Raw genomic sequence first — 21,346 nt, forward strand, 5'->3', positions numbered from 1 at the left:
GCATCCAGTAGGACGACAGGAAGAACAGACTCGATCAAGTCAGGGGAACGGACCGGAGTGACGGGTGGGACGGCGCGGTTGCGAGTACCGGTGGGCGAGGACGCGGAGCGGTGGGTCACACGCGTGGGCTGTCGTCGCGTCCTGCTCATCGTGCACAACGTGACGTCCGCGACCCGCCTGCTGGACATACTTCCGCTGTTCGCCGGCGATGTGCGCGTGCAGATGTTCGCCACCTGCACGGGTTCGTCTCCCTTCCTCGCGGGAGTGCCCGAGTTGTTGGCCCGGGCGGGGCTGCCCGTCCTCCCCTGGGACCAGGCCAAGGACACGGAGTTCGATCTGGCGGTGGCCGCGAGCTACGGTGGCGAACTCGGTTCCGTACGTGGCAAGTTGGCCGTTCTGTCCCATGGGGTTGGATACAATAAGAGGCTGGCGACACCGGACACCGGACACCGGACACCGGACACCGGACGACCGGTCTTCGGCATGGCACCGGACTGGATCCTGGAGGACGGGCGTCCGCTCGCGACCGCCACGGTGCTGTCCCACCCCGAACAGGTGGAGAGGCTCCGCTCGGCCTGCCCCGAGGCGGTGCCCACCGCGGTACTGGCCGGGGATCCCTGCTACGACCGAATCCTCGCCGCTCTCCCCCAACGCGACCGCTTCCGCCGTGCACTGGGTGTGGGGCCCGGCCGGCGGCTGATCGTCGTCAGCTCGACCTGGGCACCGCGTTCCCTCTTCGGCGGCGCCGGGTCGGAAGGAGCGGGCGAGCCGGGTGCGGATGATCTGCTGCCCTGGCTGCTGTCGCGTCTGGCGGCGGAGCTGCCCGCCGACGAGTACCGGACGACCGCTGTGCTGCATCCCAACATCTGGTACGGCCATGGTCCTGGCCAGGTCCGTGCGTGGCTGGACAACGCGCGGCGGGCCGGCCTCGAGGCGATCCCGCCGCTCGACGGGTGGAGACAGGCCCTGATCGCCGCCGACTGCGTCCTCGGGGACCACTCCAGCGTCACCTACTACGCGGCGTCCATCGGCATCCCCGTCCTCCTCGGGGCGTTCCCCCAGGAAGACCTCGACCCGCTCTCCCCGGTGGCCGCCCTCGGCCGTACCGCTCCCCGTCTCCTGCGCCGCGGCAGCCTCCGCGCACAGATCGACCGGGCGATCACCTCGCACGACCCCGGCCGCTACCGGGAACTGGCGGAGCAGACCAGTTCGTCACCAGGAGAGTCGGCCGCCCTGCTGCGCCGCCTGTTCTACGGCCTCATGGACGTACCCGAGCCCGAAGGGCACCCGGCGCTGCTCGATCCGCTGCCACTGCCGCCGTACGTTCCCGCCCGCGTCACCGCGCCGATCCGCGTCCTCGTGCGGCACATCGGTACGGATCCGCCGGAACTCGACCTCGTCCGCCACGCCGTCGTCGGCGACGAGCCCGATCCGCCGGAAGACCTGGCGGCGCGGGTCGACGCCGCGCACACCGTGGTCGACGAGGAGACGCGGGCGACCGGCCGACTGAGCGTCGCCGATGTCGTCGTACGGCATGCCTCCGGGGACGATGCGCGGCTCGGCCCGCCGGCCGCCTGGGCGTCGGAGGCGCTGGACCGCTATCCGTACTGCGGGCTGGTCGCCTATGTCGACGGCCCGGACCGCTGTGTCGTACGCACGCGTGAGGGAGACCTCCTGCGGCTGTCCGCCGCGACGGAACCCGACGGGCGGCCTGATCTGTGCGATCCCGCTGTCTACGCCTCCGCGCTCCACGCCTGGCTCGCGAGCGGGCAGCCCCTGTCCGGTGTCCTCCCCGCGCTCACCGTACGCACCGGCGCCACGGCACATCACGTCACCGTCGAACTGCTCCCGCCGTCCGGCGCTCACGCCTCCAGTTCGGCGAGCACCGTCCGGATCCGCTCGGCACCGACCCGGTCACCGTTCTCCTCGTAGTGCACAGCGGCGGTACGAAGATCCTCCGCCGCCTGGTCCTGGCGGTCCGAGAGGCGATGACAGCGGGCCCTCGACTCGAAGGCGTCGGCGAGCTGCAGCCCCGCGCCCGCCGTTTCCATGGCCTTGACGGCCTTGTCCAGGCACACGCGCGCGAGGTCCGTGTCCCCCGCGTCCAGATGAACCTCACCCAGGCTCATGTAGACCCGGCCCTCGTTGTACGTGTCGCCGCCGTCGGGCAGCTGACGGAACCGCACGAGCGCGTCGTTGAGCCGGGCGAGGGCCTCCGCGAAGTGCCGCTGCTTCGCCTGGGCACGGCCCAGGTGGTGCTCCAGCAGGGCCGTGGCACGAGGCAGGTCCTCCCACCCGTCGTCGCCCTCCCGGATACGCGCCAGGATCTCCCGCGCCTCCTCGAAGCACCGCTGGGCCTCCGCGTACTTCCACCGCTTGAGGCGGAGCAGACCCAGGGCCTCGACCGCGCTCGCCTGCCCGCGATGGTGGCCGCAGGCCTCGTCCGCGACCACGGCCTCCGCGAGTGCCTGCTCGGCGTCGTCCGCCCGCCCGGCTCCCATGTGGCCGAAGGCGAGTTGCACCAGCATCCGGCCCACCGCACGCCGGTCACCGAACTCCTCGGCGCAGCGCCGGGCGGCCTCGACTCCGAGCAGGTGGGTGTCGATCCACTGGGCGTGGAAGCCGAGCAGCAGATGCAGACCCCACATCGCCTCGCACAACTGCCATACGAGGTCGTCGAAGCCGTGGTGACCGGCTGCCCGGACGACGGCCGCGAGGTTCTCCCGCTCGCGACGCAGTTCCGCCAGCGCATACTTGCCGTCCGCCGGATCACGGTCCTCCGGCAGAACGAGTGCCCGATAGGCGGGGCCGAGCCGCCAGCGCAACGGCATGACCCGGAAGTCCTTTTCCGCCGCCCAGCGCAGATGCCCGACCGCCACCCGACGGATCCCGGCGGACATGCGGCCGTGACCGTCCTCGGCCTCCGCAAGCTCACGCGCGTGCGCCCGCGTCAGGTCGTGGAAGCGGTAGCGCTCCTCACCGACCTCCTCCAGCAGATGCACCCCGGCCAACCGCTCCAGCATGTCCCGGGCCCGGTCCTCCGCCACGCCGGCGGCCTGCGCGGCGCACATGACGGTCACGGTCGGCCATGCCCATCCCGCGATCGCGCGGTAGAAGGCAGCGCACTCCGGAGTCAGTCCGCTGTACGAGGCGTCCTGCGCGCGGCGAACAGGATCGATGAGATCACCTGAGTCGTCGGCGCTTCCCGATCGCATGGCGTCGCCTCCCGGGCCCTGGCCGTGGATCCGTTCGGACAACTCTCGCGCGACCCGCTCCCAGGCCAGGTGCTCCCGGACCGCGAGGCCGGCACCCGTGGTGCACAACGCGAGAGGAACACCACCGGCCGCCTGGGCCACGGCCTGAACGGCCGCGTCCGGAGCGTCCGCACGCTCGCTGCCCGCGACCCGCCGGAGCAGGAGGACGGAATCCGCGGTCGACAGCGGGCCGAGGACGCGCGGGCGGGCCCCGTGCTCGGCCACGAGGCGGCCCAGCCGGTGCCGACTCGTCACCAGGACGAGGCACCCGGGCGACGCCGGGAGCAGCGGGACGACCTGGGCGTCGGAATGGGCGTTGTCCAGTACGACCATCATGCGTCGGTCGGCCGTGCAGTCGCGGAACAGATCCCGTTGACGGGACTCGTCGCCCGGCACCATGGCGGGCGGCACCCCGAGCCTCTCCAGGAACCGCGCCAGCACGTCGGAAGGCGGCAGAGCCGTGCCCAAGGACGCGCCGGCCAGGTCCACGAACAGGATCCCGTCGGGAAACCGCTCCCGCAGCGCGTACGCGCAGTGCACGGCGACGGCCGTCTTACCGATGCCGCCCGGCCCGGTGAGGGCGGCGATCGTCGGCGCGCCCGGTAGGGGATCCACGGTGTCCAGCAGTGCCGTGATCCACGCGATCACGTCCTCACGGTCCGTGAACGCCGCGGTCGCCGGCGGCAGCATCTGCGGACGGGAGGCACCGTGAGCCACGGCAGGGACGGCACGCGGTGCCAGCCAGGAGGCCTCCCGGGCCCACTCCGCGACCTCGCGGGCGGCCTCGGGGGATCTGCGGGCGACTTCGACCAGCCGTAAGGCAGCCGCCCTCTGCTCCTGCTCGGTGACGGGCAGAGTGGGCTGCTCCTCACCGCCGCCGGAACCGGTGCCCGCTCCCCCGCCCTCGGCCCGTGCTCGACCCAGCAGGCCGTGGAGCCGCTCGGATGTCCGCCTGCCCATCTCGCCGCCCGCTCCGGAAAGAGCACCCGAGGCGACGGTGCCGACGGCTGAGAGCGCCATGCTCATCAACGGTTCCATCCAGGACTCCCCCAACTCGCCGGTCCAGCAATGGTATCGACAAGATCGAAGCAGGGGCGGAAAGGGCGGATACCGCAAGGGGAGGCGGTGTCCGCTTGACCTCAACCTTGGTTGAAGTTCGAGACTCGGTGGCGAGCCCGCTCATCCCCGCACGCATAGGCGTGCACAGGTATCCCGAGGAGACGTATGTCCACCGCACCCCTGCGCCTGGCCGTGATCAACAGCAGTGTCCGGGAAGGCAGGTTCGGCCCGACCGTCGCCCGTTGGTTCGTCACGCGGAGCGGACAACGCGCCGACATCGAGGTCGACCTGATCGATCTCGCCGACCACCCCTTGCCGCACGAGCTGTCGCACACCCCCGCCGACGAGGTGGCCGGGCTGCTGTCCGCGGTGTCGCCGCGGCTGGCCGCCGCCGAGGCCTTCGTGGTGGTGACGCCGGAGTACAACCACAGTTACCCGGCCTCGCTGAAGACCCTCATCGACTGGCACCGCACGCAGTGGCTGGCCAAGCCGGTCGGCTTCGTCTCGTACGGCGGTCTGTCCGGCGGCCTGCGCTCGGTGGAGCACCTGCGTCCCGTGTTCGCCGAGCTCCACGCGGTGACCGTGCGGGACTGTGTCAGCTTCCACAACGTGTGGGGGCAGTTCGACGGTTCGGGCGCCCTCACGGAGCCCACGGCTGCCACCTCGGCCGCCAAGGCCCTTCTGGACCAGTTGGTCTGGTGGGGCGTCTCCCTGCGCGAGGCCCGGGAGAAGCGGCCGTACGGTGCCTGACCCTACGGCGGCTTGCCGGGCGCGTCGCACGGTTGCCCGCGGTCCACCGTGCCGACGGCCGTAGATCCAGGCCCGGGTCCGCGCGTTCGGGGCGCGTCCGGGCGGCAGTACGCCGAGCGCGTCCCGGACGCCGGCGAGCGGGGTGCCATGTCGGCGAGGAGGAGGCCTCCGGTCGCGCGGGTCGGCTGCGGGACCTGACCTCAGCCGCCGAACAGGGGCCCCGGTGTCCGCCCGGTCACCAGGCCCGCCAGGGCGGCTCGCGAGGAGACTCCGGTCTTGCGGTAGATCCGGGAGATATGGGTCTCGACCGTACGGCGGCTCAGGCAGAGACGGTCGGCGATCGCCGGGCTGGTCAGGCCCTCGGTGACGAGGTCGGCGATCTCCCGTTCACGGGCGGTGAGTTCGGCGAGCCGCCGGTCGGGGCCGTCGGAGGCGCCGGCCACCGTGGGGCGGATCATCTCGGCCAGCCCGGCCAGCATCCCGCAGCCCCCGGCGACGGCGATCCGCCGCCCACGGTGCCAGGCGGCCGACGCACGCTGCATCCGGTCCGGGTCCGCCGCCGGCAGGGACGCGCCGAGGAGCAGCGAGAAGGCCTCCCAGAACGCCGCTCCGCTGCGGGCGCTCTCCTCGGCCGCCACCATGAACAGGTCCGCCGCCGCGTGGCTGTCGCCCAGGCCGAGGTGTATGTGGGCCGCGCTGCGCGTGGCCGAGGCGAGCTGCACGGGCAGATCGAGCCTGTCGGCCTCCTCCCGGGCCCGCTCGGCCCAGTCCTTCGCCGCGCCCAGGTCGCCGGTGGCGACGGCGGCGGTCACGAGGATCTCCAGGAACAGCGGGCGCATCGACGGCTGCAGCCGCCGCAGACCGGGGCCGCCAGCGCGCAGCATCGCGTCCCGCGCCCGGGCCGGGTCGCCGGTGGTGAGCGCCGCGTAGCCGAGGGTGCACCAGGCGATGGAGGCCCACCAGTTGACGCCGAGGCCCGCCGCGGCCACCGCCTCCTCCGCGGTGGCCAGGGGCCCCGGATCACCGGGCGGACAGGCGTCCACCAGGACGTGGGCCTTGGTGCCGAGGACGAAGGCGAGCAGTTCGTCGCTGCCGATGCCGCGGGCGATGTCCTCCGCCTCGTCGGCCAGTTCCACCGCCGACGTGAGCCGGCAGGTCTGGGTGCGCACATGGGCCTTGCAGAGCAGCAGGTGAGGAAGGAGGTACAGCTGTCCGGTGCGGCGGGCCACGGCCAGACCGCGGTCGGCGTGCCGCTCGGCGTCGGCGAAGCGCTCCAGGAACGCCTCCGCCCAGCCGAGCCGGGCCAGCGGTTCGCACAGGCCGGTGAGGTCACCGTCCGGCAGCGCGTCCACGAGGTCGGCGGCCCGGCGGGCCAGGTCGGCCGCCGCCGCCATGTCCCCCTCGTAGGCCTCCCCCAGCGCGCCGACGGCCAGCGCGCCCGCGACGCCGGCCTCGTCGCCGAGGGAGCGGGCCACCTCCAGGGTGCGTGCCACGGTGGCGCGGACGGTCGGGTACGGCGTGGCGTGCGGTGCCGAGGAGCCCAGTTCCAGGCCCAGCGCCACCTGGTCGGCGGGCGACGGCGCGGGGTCGGTGCGGTCCAGCTCGCGGCGGAGCAGGGCCACGGCCTCCGCGTAGCGCCCCAGGTGGCGCTCCACGACGGCGCACAGCACGACCGCGGGCACCCTCGATCCGGTGCCGTCGCCGGGGTCGGGCAGGGCGATCACCTGGTGCAACAGGTCGCGGCTCTCCCGGAGTCGTCCGCAGGAACTCAGTGCCCGGGCGCGCAGCAGCATCAACTCGGTTCTCCGGCCGAGGTGTTCGGGCGTGTGGGGAAGGTGCCGGAGCACCACCGCCAGCCAGTGCGCGCAGCTCGCGGGCGCCGTGAGGGCGGCCTGTTCGGCGGCCTCGGTCAGTACGGCCGCCGCCTGCGGATCCCAGCCGGACAGCGACCGCTCGGCGTGATGCGCCCGCTCGGCCGGCGGGGCGCCGGTCCTGGTGAGTTCGGCGGCGGCCAGCCGGTGGGTCTCCGTGCGCAGCCAGGGTTCGGCCCGGTCGTGGACGAGACCGCGCAGTACGGGGTGCCGTAGCGCGAGTCGTCCGTGCTGACCGGTGCGCAGCAGGTCACGACGGATCAACGCCGCGAGGTCCGGCGCCAGTTCGGCCTGTGCACGGCCGGTGACCGCGCCGAGCAGGGCGGTCGTGGCGTGGTCGCCCAGTACGGCCACCGCGTCCACGAGCCGGCGTTGCGCGGGCGTCAGCGGTGTCAGCTCGTCGAGCAGCAGCGCGTCGAGCCCGGTCGTGGACAGCCGGCTGATCGACGCGCCCTCGCGGTGGGCCTGGAGCAGGGTCAGCAGGTACAGCGGGTTGCCCTCGCTCGCCGTGGAGAGCCGTACGGCCTCGTCGCGGGCCAGGTCGTCGGTGACCAGCGCGACGCACTCCCGCTCCGTGAGCGGCCCGAGGACCGTGCGCCGTACCGCGCCGGTGTCCGCGCCGCGGGTGAGGGTCGCGGCGAGCGGGGCGGGGCTCTGCCGGTCGCGGCGGGCGAGGACCAGCAGGACGCGGGCGCGCACGGGGTGCCGTACGAGGTGGTCGAGGAGTTCCAGGGAGGCGTCGTCCGCCCAGTGCATGTCGTCCAGCACCACGACCAGCGGGGTGTCCGCGGCGTGCGCCAACAGGGCGGCGGTGGCCCGGTGCAGGCCGAAACGGTCGGCGCGGCGCGGGGTGCCGGCGAGTACCGGGGCGACCTCGGCGGCCGCCGGGAAGGTCCCGGTCACCTCGGGGTCGAGGTCGGCGAAGGCGTCGGTGAACGGCTGGAACGGGATGTGGTGTTCGTACTCCGTCGCCCGGCCGCGCAGCACCGCCGCCCCGTGCCGCGTCGCGCGCAGGCACAGCTCACCCACCAGCCGGCTCTTGCCGATGCCCGCCTCACCGCTGACGTCCAGTACCGCGGGACGGCCGGGCGCGTCCGCCGTGAGGTCCGCCAACAGCCGGTCGAGCCGCCCGAGTTCCGCCTCCCTGCCGACCAATCGGGTCCGTTCCATCGGCATGCCCCCATATCCCTCCACGCCAGGTGATTCCCCCTGCACATCCTGTCGTACGCCACTGACAGCCACCGGAGTTCCGTGATCATGATCTCAGGCGGAGAAGTACGTAACCGTTCTGCGTAATAACACGGTCGGCAGGGTCCGGTAGACGCGGAACGGTCAAGTGGCGGGCGGAACAGGGCCATTACCGCGCCGGGCACCACGGGGAGGGCGGCCTGGTCCCGCACGGCGGCCGACTGCCCGACGAACCCCTGCATCCTCAGCATGACGGACGCATACGGCGTGTCCCCCGCATTCCCCTCCACCGGTTCCGACTGTGGGGAGACCGCCGTACGGCTGTCCCTGCTGGCGGCGGACCGTGCGGGGCCCGTCAGATCCGGCCGGCCGGCGAGGTCGGCGGTGGGGGTCGAACGGGAGACCACGCACGGCTGAGGTTCCCGGGCGGGGCGGGTGGGGCATCATCGACTTCCCTTCCCCCACTCAGACTTCAGGGAGCCCCCACATGCTCCGCGGCATCGATGTCAGCGCCTACCAGTCCTCGTCGTACGACACGGACGGCCTCTCCTTCGTCTTCGTCAAGGCGACGGAGGGCCGCTCCTACACCAACCCGAAACTCTCCGCCCAGACCAAGCACGGCCGTGACGCCGGGCTGGTCGTCGGCTTCTACCACTTCCTGTGGCCCGGCAACCTCACCGCACAGGCCGAGTACTTCGTGAAGCACGCGCCCGAGAAGGCGGGTGACATCCTCGCCGTGGACTGGGAGACGACCGGGGAGGGCACCCACGCGTCCAACGCGGAGAAGGACGCGTTCATCCGCAAGGTGAAGCAACTCCGCCCGAACAACCGGGTCGTCCTCTACACGAACAGAAACTACTGGCTGACGGTCGACACGACGTCGTACGCCGGTGACGGTCTCTGGATCGCCGACTACGTCACGGCGGGCAAGCCGCGCATCAAGGCCAAGTGGCGCTTCCACCAGTACACCGACGATCCCCTGGACAAGAACGTCGCCGACTTCGCGAGCAAGGCGGCGTTGCGTGAGTGGGCGGCGGACGACTGACCTGTCCCGGCCGGAACCCCTCAGTTAGGCTCTGACCTGCGGCGAAGCAGTCGCCGCTGAGGAGTGGGGAGCTTTTCATGAGCGGGACGGTTGCCGCGGTCAGCAGTAACGGGACGTACTCCTTCACCAAGCCGAACCGGGAGAGCGTCCGGCTGCTGGCCGGGTTCGGGGTGGAGGGGGACGTCCATGCCGGGGCGACGGTCAAGCACCGCTTCCGGATGCTCAAGGACCCTTCGCAGCCCAACCTCCGGCAGGTGCATCTCATCCACGAGGAACTGTTCGAGGAGGTGCGGCGGGCCGGCTTCGAGGTGGCGGCGGGACAGCTCGGGGAGAACGTGACCACCCGGGGCATCGATCTGCTGGGGCTGTCGGCAGGGACCCTGCTGCGGCTGGGCGACGAGGCCGTCGTCGAGGTGACCGGGCTGCGGAATCCGTGTGCGCAGATCGACGGTTTCCAGAAGGGACTGTTGAAGCAGGTCGTCGGGCGGGACACGGACGGGCGCCCGCGCTTCAGGTCCGGGGTCATGAGTGTCGTCGTCAGCGGGGGCCTGGTGCGGCCCGGAGACCCCGTCGTCATAGAGCCGCCGGCCGGGCCGCACCTGCCACTGGAGATCGTCTGAGGGCACGACGGGCCGCCTGCGCCGCACCCGGAGGGCTTCAGGCGCAGGCGGTGATCCTCGTTCTCCCGCTCGGTTCCGGGCGGGACGGTGCGGGCGCGCGCCCTATCCGCCGAACTGTGCCGTACGCTCCCGGCTCGCCTCCGCCAGCGCCTTGGTGACTCCCTCGGCCCCGGCGCGCAGCCCGTACACCGGCGTGTCCGGCTGCTGGCGCCAGGACTCGTCGAGGCCGCCCGCGTCGACGGTGTCGAAACCGAGTTCGTCGATGAGGGACCGCACCTTGTCCTTGGCCGCCCCGTCGTCGCCCGCGACCGGGAGGGCGATGCGCTCGGGGTCACCGGACGGGCGCGGGCGGTCCAGGATGTCCTGGGCGTAGGTGCCGTTGAACGCCTTGATCACCGGGTGGCCGATCTGCTGTGCCGTCCAGCGGCTCTCGGTGAGGCCCTCGTCCAGGATGGCCGCGATCCTGCCGTCCCGCTGCGGGTAGTAGTTGCCGGTGTCGATGACGGCCACCCCGTCGGACGCCCCGGCAAGGAGATCCGACGGGAGGTCCGGGATCGCCTTGAGCGGGATCGTGACGACCACGACCTCCGCACCGCGTGCCGCCTCTGCGACGGTGACCGGTGTCGCCCCCGTCTCCTCGGCCAGGTCCTTGAGCGTCTGCGGGCCGCGGGAGTTCGCGACGACGACGTCGTGACCGAGGGCGGTGAGCCGCCGCGTGAGGTTGCCGCCGATGTTGCCCGCGCCGATGATGCCGATCTTCATGACAGACCCTTTCGCAATCGATGCACACGCATGCGCTTGAGTGTCACCAACCGTGGCCCGGCACGGACTATTCCGCCACAGCGGCGATCGGGTGAACCCTTCGGGACCGCACGGCGATCCCTCATGGACGAGGGGCGCCCTGTCCCGCGAACGGATCCTCCAGCTCCCGCCGCAGGATCTCCGCCGCCCCCTCCGCGTCCCCGTCCGCCACCGCCCGGACCAGTGCCGCATGGGCCTCGTCGGCCGTGTTGGGGTCGGTGTCGCGCAGACCCGTCAGGGACAGCAGTTCGGTCAGCCCCTCGCGCAGAACCGGGGTGAACTCCCGGAAGAGGTCGGCGAGTACGGGGTTGTGCGCGGCGGCGACCACGGCCGCGTGGAAGGCGATGTCGGCGTCGACGAAGGCCGCGTCGGAGGACGCGGAGGCGGTCCGCCGGCCCTCCAGGGCGTGTTCCATCGCCGTCACGTCCTCCGCCGTGCGTCGTCGCGCGGCGAGGCGGGCCGCGTGGACCTCCACCGCCATGCGGACCTCGTACACGTCCGTGACCGCGGCCCGGCGCAGCCGCGTGGGCCAGTCCTCGACCGCCTCCGTCGCGGTGACGAAGACCCCCGCGCCCTGCCTGGGCCGCACCAGCCCCGCCCCCGCCAGCGCCCGCAGCGCCTCCCGGACCGTGGAGCGGCCCACGCCGAGTTCCTTCGCGAGCGTGGTCTCCCCGGGCAGCCTGGTCCCGACGGGCCAGTGCCCGGCGGTGATCTGCTCACGCAGGCGCTCGGCGGCCTGTTCGACCAGGGGACTGGGACGGACGGCACCGAGCGGCACGGCTTTCACCTACTTGTCTGAGGACTCAGCAGAATTCTACTTGTCTGAGGACCTGAGGAGTGGATAGCGTACGGGCATGACGTTCCGCGGTCTCCTTCTTCTCGGCTGCCGCGGCGGGGCCTGACGCGACCGGCACCCCGCCGCGGGACGCCGTGCTGCCGGTCCCTGCCGACCGAGCCGAAGGACCTCCCGTGACCGCCGTCTGGAACCCCCAGCGTCCGAGCCCCATGCCGTTCCGCCGCTACCGCCCCTTCGAGGACCGGGTGAACGTACCGGTCACCGACCGGAGTTGGCCCTCGGCCCGCCTCGACCACGCCCCCCTCTGGGTCCCCGTCGATCTGCGCGACGGCAACCAGGCACTGGCCGAGCCGATGGACACCGCGCGCAAGAGCCGCTTCTTCGACCTGCTGGTGCGCACCGGGTTCAAGGAGATCGAGGTCGGCTATCCGTCGGCGAGCCGCACGGACTTCGACTTCGTACGGCACCTGGTGACCGGCGGTGCCGTCCCCGACGACGTCACGCCCGTCGTCTTCACCCCGGCCCGTACCGATCTCGTCGACAGGACCTTCGACGCGATCGCCGGGCTGCCACGAGCCGTCGTGCACCTGTACATCGCCACCTCGCCGGTCTGGCGGGACGTCGTCCTCGGCCGGGACCGGGACGAGGTGTGGCGGACCGTACGGGAGGCGGCCGAGCAGATGGCGCGGCGGGCGACCCCGGGGATCCGCTTCCAGTTCTCCCCCGAGACCTTCAACCTCACCGAGCCGGACTTCGTCCTGGAACTGTGCGACGGGCTGACGGAGCTGTGGGACGCGAGCCCGGACCGCCCGGTCACCCACAACCTGCCGGCGACCGTCGAGATCGCCACCCCGAACGTCTACGCCGACCAGATCGAGTACGTCCACCGCCACCTGTCCCGCCGTGACTCGGTCATCCTCTCCGTCCATCCGCACAACGACCGCGGCACCGGCGTCGCCTGCGCCGAACTCGCCGTGCTGGCCGGCGCCCAGCGCGTGGAGGGCTGCCTGTTCGGCAACGGCGAGCGCACCGGCAACGTCGACCTGGTGACCCTCGCGATGAACCTGTACGCCCAAGGGGTCGATCCCCAGCTCGACTTCAGCGACATCGACGCGATGAAGGCGACCGTCGAGCACTGCAACCGGCTGCCCGTGCACCCCCGCCATCCGTACGCCGGAGATCTCGTCCACACCGCCTTCTCCGGTACCCACCAGGACGCGATCAGCAAGGGGCTCGCCCACCACGCCCACCTGGCGGCGGAGTCGGGGGTCCCGGCGGGAAAGGCTCCCTGGAACGTCCCCTACCTGCCCGTCGACCCCGCCGACATCGGCCGTTCCTACGAGGCGGTGATCCGCGTCAACTCCCAGTCGGGCAAGGGCGGGACGGCGTATCTGCTGCGCACGCGGCACGGCATCGACCTGCCCGAGCGCATGCGCCCCGACGTCTCCCGGACCGTCCAGGAGGCCACCGACACCAGCGGCCGGGAGATGACACCGAAGGAGCTGTACGAGCTGTTCCGGGCCACGTATCTGGCGGAGTCCGCTCCGGTACGGCTGCACGCCTGGTCGGCGTACGAGGAGGCGCCCGGCGTCCACCGCTTCGTGTGCACGCTGGAGGCCGGGGACCGCGTCGGCGACTACGAGGGCACGGGCGGCAGCCCGGTCTCCGCGTTCGTGGACGCGCTCTCCGGTTCCGGACTCGCCGTCGACATCGTCGACTTCGCCGAACACCCAGCCTCGGACGGGGACGGGACGGTCGCCTACGCCGAGTGCCGGGTGAACGGCCGTACGGCATGGGGCGCCGGCATGGGATCGTCGGCCGCCGTGCGGGCCGTGCTGTCCGCGATGAACCGGGCGACGCGGTGAAGGAGGTCCTGCGCGCCGAGGACGTGCATGTCGTCCGGGACGGGAAGGCGATCCTCGAGGAGGTCTCCCTGACCGTCCGGGCCGGTGAGCACTGGGCGCTCCTCGGCGCCAACGGAGCGGGCAAGTCGACGCTGCTCAGTCTGCTCGGCGCCCTGGTCCATCCCACCCACGGCACGGTCGAGGTGCTGGGCCGTCGCCTCGGGCGGGTCGACGTGCGGGAACTGCGCGCCCATGTCGGTCACGTCGACCCGCGTCATCCGCTCACCGCGCCCCTGCGGGTCCGGGACGTCGTCCTGACCGGGCTGACCAACTCGGTGGCCCCGCTCCCCCGTTGGCGGCCGACGCGCGATCAGCGGGACAGGGCCGACCGGCTCATCGGCACCCTCGGCCTCACCGGCCTCGGCGAGGCCCGCTGGCCGACGCTCTCGCAGGGGCAGCGCGGCCGTACTCTCATCGCCCGCGCCCTGATGCCCGAGCCTCGGCTGCTCCTCCTCGACGAACCGGCGACCGGCCTCGACCTGCCAGGGCGCGAGCGGCTGATCGACGCGCTGGACGCCCTGCGCCGGGCGCATCCGGCACTGGCGACGGTCCTGGTCACCCATCACCTGGAGGAGCTCCCGGCCGGCACCACCCACGCGATGCTGCTGCGCGAGGGCCGCGTCCTCGCGCAGGGCCCGGCGCCGCACGTCCTCACCGGCGACCAGGTCGGCAAGTGCTTCGACCTGCCGCTGACCCTGGAGCGGCACGGGGGCCGCTGGAGCGTGCGGCTGCGCGGCCGGGCATGACGAAGGGGCGCCCTTCCGCAGCCGGACGGGCGCCCCTTTCGCGGGCCTCACTTGTTCAGGAACGCCCAGAACTCGTCGAACGACAGGAGCTTGTCGCCGTTGAGGTCACGGCTCTTGATGATCGCCTCGGCGACCGACTCGGTGACGTTCCAGTCGCCGCCCTGGGCGAGAGCGGTCTTGAACTCGGCGGGCGTGATGAAGCCGTCACCGTCCGCATCGATCCGGTCGAACTGCTTGCGTGCTTCCTCGATGTCCGCCACCGATCCGCCCCTCTTTTTCGTACCTTGCCGTCTTGCTGACGGAGGTCAGATTAACCGCCCGCCCGGGCGTGCCGCGCATCGACCACCTTCGGCTCACGGCAGCGACGGGCCGGCACGGCCACCTCCGTGGTCGCCATGACCGGTGGCATCTACTCCGTGCCGTGGGCCGCCCACCGCCCGAGGGCGAACCCGCCGCCCTCTCGGCGGACTTCCACCGCACCGGCTCCGCCGAAGTGCGCGGGGACGACCAGCTCCCCTTCCGCGGCGGCCCGTTCGAGAATCCGCGTGCGGCTGGCCACCGCCTGTTCGGCGTCCAGACAGAAACAGCTGTTGCAGGAGGGGGCGAGGATCTGTACCGGGCTGTGCAGAAGGTCGCCGACGAAGACCGCCCGGTCGCTCCCGGACGCGAGCCGCAGTACCGCGGAGCCGGGCGTGTGGCCCGGCGCGGACTCCAGAGTGAGGTGGTCGTCGATGCGGTGGGTGCCGTCCCACAGGACGGTCTGTCCGGCCCGGTGGACGGGCGCGATGCTGTCCTCGTAGATCAGCCGGTCGTCCTCGCGGCGGCCGTTCCCGTACGCGTTGTCCGGCCCGAAGTGGAAGTCGTCCGCGGCCGGGACGAGGTACTGGGCGTTGGGGAACGCAGGCTCCCACCCCCCGTCCACGCCGACGGTGTTCCCACCGACGTGATCACCGTGGACGTGGGTGTTGACGACGACGTCGACGTCCTCCGGCCGGACCCCGGCCCGCGCCAGCCCACCCAGGAAGTCGCCCTGCCAGTGGTGGAACCGCGGTGAGCCGGGCCGCTCGCGCCCGTTGCCCACCCCGGTGTCGACCAGGACGGTCCGTCCGCCGCTGCGCAGCACCCAGGTCTGGAGCGCCACCACCGCCATGTCGCTGTCCGGTTTCCAGTGATCGGGCGCCAGTCGGTCCTCGTTGTCCCTCCACACCTCGGCGCCGGACTCCGGAACCAGGCCGCGTGCGGGCGCGAACGGCCCCTGCCACTCGACGACCCTGATGACCTCGACGTCACCGAGCACGATGCCCGGCATGCTCTCGCTCTTCATGGCATCGACTCTAGGAAGGGCGGATGAGCCTCTCAATGCCTGCTCGGCTCAATCGGATACGCGTCCGACTCATCCCTGACGCCATGGGTACCATCACCCGATGGATGTGGTGAGCGACGCGGTCTCGGCGGTACGCATCGGGCGTCCGTCCTCGAACCGGGTGCGGGTGAGCGGGAGCTGGTGCACACGGCTCGCCCCGTACGACGGAGCGGGCTTCCACGTGGTGCTGGAGGGCAGTTGCTGGCTGCTGCCCGACGGCGGCTCACCGGTCTCGCTCGGCACGGGTGACGTGGTGCTGCTGCCGCACGGCACGGGACATGTGCTCGCCGACGCTCCCGCCGATGCGACGACCGTGGAACAGGCGGTGCCGTTCGAGCGGTGGCTCGACGAGAGGGGGCCGCGCCGGCCCCGGGCCGGCTCCGGCGAGGTGCGGCTGCTGTGCGGCAAGTACCGGCTCGACCGCAGTCACATGCACCCGCTCATGGCGGAACTGCCGAAGGTGGTCCACCTGCCGAACCGGGTGGGCGCCCGTCCCGAACTGCGCGCCGCCGTCGACCTGCTGGGCCACGAGCTGGGCACACAGGGGCCGGGCTCCTGCATCGCGGTGCCCAGCCTGCTGGACCTCCTCCTCGTCTACATGATCCGCTCCTGGGCGGCGCAGGGCACGAGCGGCACCTGGTCGACCGTACTGAGCGACCCGGTGGCGGCCGCCGCCCTGCGGGCGCTGCACTCGGACCCGGCCGCGCCGTGGACCAACGACCGGCTGGCCGACGAGGCAGGCGTGTCCCGCGCCACCCTGGCCCGGCGCTTCACCCCCCTGGTCGGCCGCCCGCCGATGGCGTACCTCACCTGGTGGCGCCTGACCTTCGCCGCCACCCTGCTCCGGGACACCCCGGACCCGCTGGCCGCCATCGCCCGCCGCGTCGGCTACGGCACCCCGTACGCCCTCTCCCACGCCTTCAGCCGGGAATTCGGTACCACCCCCGGGCAGTACCGGGCGGCGATCCAGCCCGGTGACCGGGCGGTTGCGTGGGCCCAAGGAGAGTCGTGACGGAGACCTTGCGGGACATTCTGGACGCGGCGGCCCGCGGTGTGTTCCCGCCCATGGACGGCGGTACGACGGTGGTGCCGCAGGTGTGCGACCGGGACGCGGGCGTCCTGTCCTTCACGGCGCATTCGGTCGTCTTCACGGACGAGGACCCCGGCTGGGTGCACGCCACCCTGCGCGGCCTGGACTGCGACCGGCTGGCCGCGGCCATGAACCCGGTGTTCCTGGCCGCGTTCATCGCACGGACGGGCCGCAGGTCCGAGACGGTCGACGCGATGCTGGTCGGCGACCCGCTGCCGGGCGAGCCGCCGCTCGCGCTGAAGGAGATCGAGGACACCGGGCATCCCCGGATCGTCTACGCCCGGGGGCGCCGCGACGACGTGCGTGCCTGGACGACGGAGGGCGGGGTGCTGGTGACGGGCCGCGGCATCGCCGGCCGCCTGGAGGTCTCCGTCGAGGTCGACGAGGACTCCCGGCACCGGGGCCTGGGCCGCTCGCTGGTGACGGCGGCCCGCCACCTCGTCACGGAACCGCTGTGGGCCCAGGTCACCCCGGGCAACGCCCGCAGCATGCGGGCGTTCCAGGCGGCGGGCTACCGCCCGGTGGGCGCGGAGGCGGTGCTGCTCGGTGGCGGGGCCCGCCGTACGGGCGGCGTGGCGGCCGGCCCCGCGTCAGCGGAAGATGCCGGTGTGTCCCAGTGAGTAGCGTCCCGGCTGCGGGTACACCGCGAGTCCGTGCGGGCCGCGGCCGACCTTGATACGGGCCAGCTGGGCGCCGGTGCGGGTGTCGATGGCGTACACCTCGGAGTTGTAGCGTCCCGACAGCCACAGGACCTTGCCGTCGGCCGAGACGCCGCCCATGTCGGGGCTGCCGCCGTGGGGCAGGTGCCACTTCTTGGTGAGCCTGTTCCGGGTGAAGTCGAAGACGGAGACGGTCCCTTCGCCGCGGTTGGAGACGTACATCTCGCGGGAGTCACGGCTGATGTACAGGCCGTGGGTGCCCTTGCCGGTGGGCAGCAGGGTCGGCTCGGTGAACCTGTCGCCGTCCAGGACCCACATCCCGTCGGCCATCATGTCCGCGATGTAGAACCGCTTCCCGTCCGGCGAGATCTTGACGTCCTGCGGCATGGCCCCGCGGAAGGGCAGTTTCAGTTGCCCGACGACCTTCATCTTCTCGGTGTCGACCTTCAGCAGCTCACCGCTGAACTCGCAGGACACGATGAAGTACCTCCCGTCCAGGGAGAAGTCGGCGTGGTTGACGCCGTAGCAGCTGACCGGTTCGGTCTTGACCACCTTCATGGTGTGCGGGTCGCGGAAGACGAGTTCACGGTCGAGGGAGGCCATCACGACGGCGTATCTGCCGTTGGGCGTGAAGTAGAGGTTGTACGGGTCGTGCACCTCGACCGGTGTGCCCGCCTTCCCGGTGCTCGGGTCGATGGGGGTGAGGGTGTGGCCGCGGTTGTTGTTGACCCAGAGCGTCTTCATGTCCCAGGAGGGGACGACGTGTTGGGGCTGGCGGCCGACATGGATCGTGTCGACGATCTCGTACGTCTTCGGGTCGATGACGGACACGGTGTCGGACTCGGTGTTGGGCACGTACACCCGGGACGGGAAGTCCTTGACCACCGGCGACAACCGGTTCGGCCGGTCGGCCGCGTACACGTCGTGCGGGTCGAGGACGGGCGGCATCCCCGGCAGCCCCGGGGCCGCCTTCTTCACCGGTTTCGCCTTCTTCACCGGAGCGGGGGCGGCGGCCCTGGTGCCGAGGGCCTCGTTCACCCCGCCCTTGGTCTCGGTGCCGCAGGCGGCGAGGGCGACGACCGCGGCGCCCGCGATCAGGGCGCTCTTGACGAGGTTGCGCTTCATCGGGGTGGGGTGCATCAGCTGAACAGCTCCGTGGTGGTCACCGCGGCCAGGCCGCGCCGGTCGAGTTCTTCCAGTACGACGGGGAGGGCGGCGACCGTGTCGTCGTAGCCGAAGTGCAGGCTCACCACGGATCCTTCGCGGATCTCGGTGAGGACCGTGCGGGCGACGACGGCGGCGCCGGGGGAGGTGAAGTCGAGGGAGTCGACGTCGTAGGAGAGGACGTGCGGATAGCCGGCCTCCTGGGCCACCCGCGTGACGAGGGGCGTGGCGGTGGGCGTGCGGGAGGGCCGGAACCAGGTGCCGATCGATCCGGTGAGCCGCCGCAGCCGCTCGGCACAGCCGGTGATCTCCTGCCGGGCGCCGGCTTCGGTCATGGAGTTGATGTCGAGGTGGTGGAGGGTGTGGTTGCCGAGGTCGTGTCCGCCGTCGAGGATGCGGCGGGCGAGGTCGGGGTGCGCGTCGAGCCAGGTCCCGACGGCGAGGACGGTGACGCGGGCGTGGTGCCGTTCGGCTTCGGCGAGCAGGGCGCGGGCGATGGCGGGGTCGCCCTGACCGTGGAAGGTGAGGGCGACGCGGGGGTGGGTGCGGGGGCCGTGGGCGAGTTGGGCAGGGCGGCCGGGGAAGCGGCGGGGCGCGGGGGCGGCGGGCGGGCTGGACGGGCGGCTGGAGGGCGCGGGATGCGCGACGGCGCCGGCGGCGGAACATCCGGCGGCGAACGCACCTCCGGCGACAAGCCCCGCACCGGCACGCAGCGCTGTGCGACGGTCGGTCGTGGTCACCCGCCCCATTTAAGGGGTCTCACCCCGAATACCGGCCGATTGACCCACTCAGGGGCGCGGGTCTGTGTCACCGTGCGCCCGCGCCGCGTGGGCGCGTTCCCCTACCTGTCGGCCACTCGCATCTCGAACCACGTGGTCTTCCCGCGTGGCAGCAGATCCACGCCCCACCGGTCCGACAGCTTGTCGACGAGGAACAGCCCGCGCCCGCTGATGTCCATCTCCTGCACCGGCATCAGACAGGGCAGTCCGCGCGACGGGTCACGGACCTCTATCCGGATCCACCCCCGGCGCCGCCGCATCCGCAGCCCGAAGACGCGTGCCCCGGTGTGCCGGACCGCGTTGCCGACGAGTTCGGACACGAGTAAGACGGCGTCCTCGGTCATCTTGGGGCTCAGTCCCCACTGACGGAGAACGATCACCTGCGTCAACCGGCGTGCGGCCGCGGCGGACTCCGGCCGGGACGGCAACGGAACCTCAGCCTCCGTGGGGTTCCCGAACAGTTCGAGTGCCTTCAGCGCGTGCTCGTCCTCGACCGCCGGAGACCAGCGCGCCGCCGTCGCACGGCCGTCTCCCCGCGGCTGTTCGAAGTCCTCCAGCCCCGCCATGCCCCCATCATGGCCGCAGGCGGCGTCCTCCGGGGCCGTTCCCGACGAATACGCCCCCCGGAATGCGTCGCTCCGAGAACGTCGATCGGCATATGCCAAAGGCACTTCGGCGCCTGCGACAGCCTTTCCGACCTGCGGTGGAGGTTCGCTGGGAGGCAATCGACAGGCTCCCTCGACAAGGCAGACTTAAGGGTGCCTTAAGGCTCCCATAAACCGCCCCTTCGAGGGACCCGGATCAGACATCGCGTCAATTGCAAGTGGTTCAGAGGAATTTCGCCTTGCCGGGGCCCTCCTCGACGAAGCTCTTCATACCCCGCTCACGGTCCTCGGTGGCGAACAGACCCGCGAACCAGTTCCGTTCCACCGCGAGGCCCGTCTCGATGTCCGTCTCCAGGCCCGTGTCGATCGACTCCTTCGCGGCGCGCAGCGCGATCGCCGGTCCCTGCGCGAGCTTCGCCGCCCAGGCGTGCGCCTGCGTGTACACCTCGTCGGCGGGCACGACCCGGTCCACCAGGCCCAGCGTCAGCGCCTCGTCGGCCTTGACCATACGACCCGTGAAGATCAGGTCCTTCGCCTTGGAGGGGCCGACCAGCCGGGCCAGCCGCTGGGTGCCGCCGGCACCGGGGATCAGGCCGAGCAGGATCTCCGGCTGCCCCAGCTTGGCGTTGTCCGCGGCGATCCGGAAGTCCGCGCACAGCGCGAGTTCACAGCCGCCGCCCAGCGCGTAGCCGGTGATGGCCGCGACGACCGGCTTGGGGATGCGGGCCACCGCCGTGAACGACTCCTGGAGTGCGCGCGAACGCAGGACCATGGCGCTGTGGTCCATGTTCTGCATCTCCTTGATGTCCGCCCCGGCCGCGAACACCTTCTCCCCGCCGTACACGATCACGGCCCGCACGTCCTCGCGCCGGGTCGCCTCCTCGGCGAGCTCCTTCAGCCGGTCCTGGGTGGCCACGTCCAGCGCGTTCATGGGCGGGCGGTCGAGACGGATGGTGCCGACACCTTCGACGACTTCGAGATTCACGGTCATGCCAGCAGGTTAACGGGGACTAACGGGGCCGGCCCGGGTGCGGTCGCTCACAGTCGGCCGGGCCGTTCCCGTCACCCAGCGGTCCTGTGCGGGCAAGCCCTGAGAAGCCGGGAACCGTCCGCTTGATGCGGAGTGAGTTGAAGATGCGTTGAGGCAACCGTTACCCAGCCTACAAGTTCACCTCCGCACCGGGTGTGAGCATGTCGAACTACACGCCCGACGGAACCGCCGACGCCGACGCCGCCTTTGGTGCCATCGCCTTTCAGCCGGTCACCGGCACCTACGTCACGGACAGCATCGAGGCCGACGCGTACTTCGACGAGGACCAGAACGTCGACGTCCGGCCCGAGAGCCAGATGTTCAACACCCCGCTCAAGTCGAGGCAGGCCCTGTACGACTGGGCCACGGGACGGGCTCACGGCCGGCTTGCTATGCGCCACCGGGATCAGCTGCTTTCTGTGGGACTCCTCGGCACGATGTCCCTGATCGCACTCGCCTGGCTACTGTTCCAGGGCGACAGAAAGCCCGCTGTCATCTCTGCTCTCTGTATCGCGGCGGCCGCGGCTTTCCTCTCCGCACAAGCGAGCCGAACTCGTGATGCACCGTGACTGGGGGCGTCCGGCCGCTGCGAGCCGCACGCGGCGGCGAGCCCGCGTGTCCG

20 protein-coding genes are annotated in these 21,346 nt (G+C 71.8%); 10 read left to right on the top strand and 10 right to left on the bottom strand.

The window, feature by feature from the left end; all coding sequences use genetic code 11:
* The first annotated feature begins 57 nt into the window (after nt 1-57).
* Nucleotides 58-1,932, top strand: a complete 1,875-nt coding sequence (locus tag ACFYRX_RS38685; RefSeq protein WP_389110642.1) for a hypothetical protein — start codon at nt 58-60, stop codon at nt 1,930-1,932.
* Here the strand turns inward: ACFYRX_RS38685 and ACFYRX_RS38690 are convergent.
* Nucleotides 1,863-4,292: an NB-ARC domain-containing protein gene (locus tag ACFYRX_RS38690; protein ID WP_389110645.1), complete on the bottom strand. Its 2,430-nt coding sequence runs from the start codon at nt 4,290-4,292 to the stop codon at nt 1,863-1,865. The two genes, ACFYRX_RS38685 and ACFYRX_RS38690, sit on opposite strands and share 70 nt — an antisense overlap.
* A gap of 186 nt (nt 4,293-4,478) precedes the next feature.
* Here ACFYRX_RS38690 and ACFYRX_RS38695 point away from each other — a divergent pair, with 186 nt between their 5' ends.
* Nucleotides 4,479-5,063: an NADPH-dependent FMN reductase gene (locus ACFYRX_RS38695; RefSeq protein ID WP_389110647.1), complete on the top strand. Its 585-nt coding sequence runs from the start codon at nt 4,479-4,481 to the stop codon at nt 5,061-5,063.
* 200 nt (nt 5,064-5,263) lie between these two features.
* On the opposite strand, the gene ACFYRX_RS38700 is transcribed toward ACFYRX_RS38695, so the two are convergent.
* Nucleotides 5,264-8,110 (bottom strand): ATP-binding protein, encoded by a 2,847-nt coding sequence (locus ACFYRX_RS38700; RefSeq protein ID WP_389110650.1) that lies wholly within the window; start codon nt 8,108-8,110, stop codon nt 5,264-5,266.
* 261 nt (nt 8,111-8,371) lie between these two features.
* On the opposite strand from ACFYRX_RS38700, the gene ACFYRX_RS38705 reads away from it, so the two are divergent.
* The 3 genes from ACFYRX_RS38705 (at nt 8,372) to ACFYRX_RS38715 (ending at nt 9,787) form a co-directional block, all read left to right on the top strand.
* Nucleotides 8,372-8,539: a hypothetical protein gene (locus ACFYRX_RS38705; RefSeq protein WP_389110652.1), complete on the top strand. Its 168-nt coding sequence runs from the start codon at nt 8,372-8,374 to the stop codon at nt 8,537-8,539.
* Nucleotides 8,540-8,609: 70 nt separating this feature from the next.
* Entirely contained in the window at nt 8,610-9,167 is a 558-nt protein-coding gene (locus tag ACFYRX_RS38710; RefSeq protein WP_389110655.1) for a glycoside hydrolase family 25 protein, read from the top strand.
* 77 nt (nt 9,168-9,244) lie between these two features.
* Nucleotides 9,245-9,787, top strand: coding sequence for an MOSC domain-containing protein (locus ACFYRX_RS38715; RefSeq protein WP_389110658.1), 543 nt, complete (start codon nt 9,245-9,247; stop codon nt 9,785-9,787).
* A gap of 102 nt (nt 9,788-9,889) precedes the next feature.
* On the opposite strand, the gene ACFYRX_RS38720 is transcribed toward ACFYRX_RS38715, so the two are convergent.
* Nucleotides 9,890-10,549, bottom strand: a complete 660-nt coding sequence (locus ACFYRX_RS38720) for an NADPH-dependent F420 reductase (RefSeq protein WP_389110661.1) — start codon at nt 10,547-10,549, stop codon at nt 9,890-9,892.
* Between the two features lie 121 nt (nt 10,550-10,670).
* A complete protein-coding gene (locus ACFYRX_RS38725; RefSeq protein WP_389110663.1) occupies nt 10,671-11,366 on the bottom strand; it encodes a FadR/GntR family transcriptional regulator in 696 nt (231 codons plus the stop codon).
* A gap of 227 nt (nt 11,367-11,593) precedes the next feature.
* Here ACFYRX_RS38725 and ACFYRX_RS38730 point away from each other — a divergent pair, with 227 nt between their 5' ends.
* Nucleotides 11,594-13,249, top strand: a complete 1,656-nt coding sequence (locus ACFYRX_RS38730; RefSeq protein ID WP_389110850.1) for a 2-isopropylmalate synthase — start codon at nt 11,594-11,596, stop codon at nt 13,247-13,249.
* Nucleotides 13,246-14,034 carry an ABC transporter ATP-binding protein gene (locus ACFYRX_RS38735; RefSeq protein WP_389110666.1) on the top strand — a complete coding sequence of 263 codons (789 nt, stop codon included), beginning with the start codon at nt 13,246-13,248 and terminating at the stop codon, nt 14,032-14,034. The genes ACFYRX_RS38730 and ACFYRX_RS38735 overlap by 4 nt, the downstream gene beginning before the upstream one ends.
* Before the next feature lie 47 nt (nt 14,035-14,081).
* Here the strand turns inward: ACFYRX_RS38735 and ACFYRX_RS38740 are convergent, their stop codons facing one another.
* Both ACFYRX_RS38740 and ACFYRX_RS38745 read right to left on the bottom strand, forming a co-directional pair.
* Entirely contained in the window at nt 14,082-14,294 is a 213-nt protein-coding gene (locus ACFYRX_RS38740) for an EF-hand domain-containing protein (protein WP_389110669.1), read from the bottom strand.
* 149 nt (nt 14,295-14,443) lie between these two features.
* Nucleotides 14,444-15,358: an MBL fold metallo-hydrolase gene (locus ACFYRX_RS38745; protein WP_389110671.1), complete on the bottom strand. Its 915-nt coding sequence runs from the start codon at nt 15,356-15,358 to the stop codon at nt 14,444-14,446.
* Between the two features lie 100 nt (nt 15,359-15,458).
* Between ACFYRX_RS38745 and ACFYRX_RS38750 the strand changes: the two genes are divergently transcribed.
* Entirely contained in the window at nt 15,459-16,409 is a 951-nt protein-coding gene (locus tag ACFYRX_RS38750; protein WP_389110673.1) for an AraC family transcriptional regulator, read from the top strand.
* A 53-nt stretch (nt 16,410-16,462) separates the two neighbouring features.
* Entirely contained in the window at nt 16,463-17,107 is a 645-nt protein-coding gene (locus ACFYRX_RS38755) for a GNAT family N-acetyltransferase (RefSeq protein WP_389110853.1), read from the top strand.
* Here ACFYRX_RS38755 and ACFYRX_RS38760 read toward each other — a convergent pair.
* The 4 genes from ACFYRX_RS38760 to ACFYRX_RS38775 form a co-directional block, all read right to left on the bottom strand.
* Nucleotides 17,078-18,286 (bottom strand): hypothetical protein, encoded by a 1,209-nt coding sequence (locus tag ACFYRX_RS38760; protein WP_389110675.1) that lies wholly within the window; start codon nt 18,284-18,286, stop codon nt 17,078-17,080. The genes ACFYRX_RS38755 and ACFYRX_RS38760 overlap by 30 nt on opposite strands.
* Complete coding sequence (locus tag ACFYRX_RS38765; RefSeq protein ID WP_389110676.1) at nt 18,286-19,059, bottom strand: polysaccharide deacetylase family protein; 774 nt, start codon at nt 19,057-19,059, stop codon at nt 18,286-18,288. Before ACFYRX_RS38765 ends, ACFYRX_RS38760 begins: the two co-directional genes overlap by 1 nt.
* Before the next feature lie 92 nt (nt 19,060-19,151).
* A complete protein-coding gene (locus tag ACFYRX_RS38770; RefSeq protein WP_389110679.1) occupies nt 19,152-19,655 on the bottom strand; it encodes an ATP-binding protein in 504 nt (167 codons plus the stop codon).
* 262 nt (nt 19,656-19,917) lie between these two features.
* Nucleotides 19,918-20,685 (bottom strand): enoyl-CoA hydratase/isomerase family protein, encoded by a 768-nt coding sequence (locus ACFYRX_RS38775; protein ID WP_389110682.1) that lies wholly within the window; start codon nt 20,683-20,685, stop codon nt 19,918-19,920.
* Nucleotides 20,686-20,885: 200 nt separating this feature from the next.
* Between ACFYRX_RS38775 and ACFYRX_RS38780 the strand changes: the two genes are divergently transcribed.
* Complete coding sequence (locus ACFYRX_RS38780; protein ID WP_389110684.1) at nt 20,886-21,293, top strand: hypothetical protein; 408 nt, start codon at nt 20,886-20,888, stop codon at nt 21,291-21,293.
* The last annotated feature ends 53 nt before the right edge of the window (nt 21,294-21,346 follow it).

The organism is Streptomyces sp. NPDC005374, assembly GCF_042872225.1.
Classification (GTDB): domain Bacteria; phylum Actinomycetota; class Actinomycetes; order Streptomycetales; family Streptomycetaceae; genus Streptomyces.